At 60.0% G+C, this 522-nt stretch carries 1 protein-coding gene; it reads left to right on the plus strand.

Annotation, left to right across the window (positions count from 1 at the left end; all coding sequences use genetic code 11):
* The coding region (locus XANALMUS060_RS17340; RefSeq protein WP_045739512.1) for a phage major capsid protein at positions 1-340 on the plus strand (340 nt) is incomplete at its 5' end.
* Positions 341-522 lie beyond the last annotated feature (182 nt).

The raw sequence follows: 522 nt of genomic DNA on the forward strand, positions 1-522 counted from the left end.
GCCTGCATTCATGCCCATTGGCTACCAGATCAACCTCGGCGGCTCGCTCACACAGGTGCAGCGCAATACCTTGCTGGGAATGCCGGTGATCTTCTCCCAGCACCCTGCCCCGCTCTCCAGTCAAGGTGACGTGCTGCTGGTAGACCTGCGGTACTACCAAACGATCACCAAGGCCGGCGGCCTGCAGACCGCCACCAGCATGCATCTTTACTTCGATGCCGATGCGGTGGCCTTCCGCACGACCTTCCGCATGGATGGGCAAAGCAAGATCGCACAGGCCGTTGCACCCGCCAAGGGTGTAGCCACGCTCTCGCCTTTTGTCCAGCTCGGCGCGCGCTGAACCCACATCACACACACAAGGACATTCCATGGGTTTTCCCAATACCAAGGGGTCGGAGCAATTGGCCATTGTGGGCAGTACGAGCCCCGTCAACCCCAATACTGCGCAAACCGACTGGATCACTGTCAGCAACGTCCATCGCCTGCTGGCATTGATCGTGATCGGTGCCAACGTAGGCAGCG

It is taken from the genome of Xanthomonas sp. MUS 060 (assembly GCF_000963215.1).
Taxonomy (GTDB): Bacteria; Pseudomonadota; Gammaproteobacteria; order Xanthomonadales; family Xanthomonadaceae; genus Xanthomonas_A.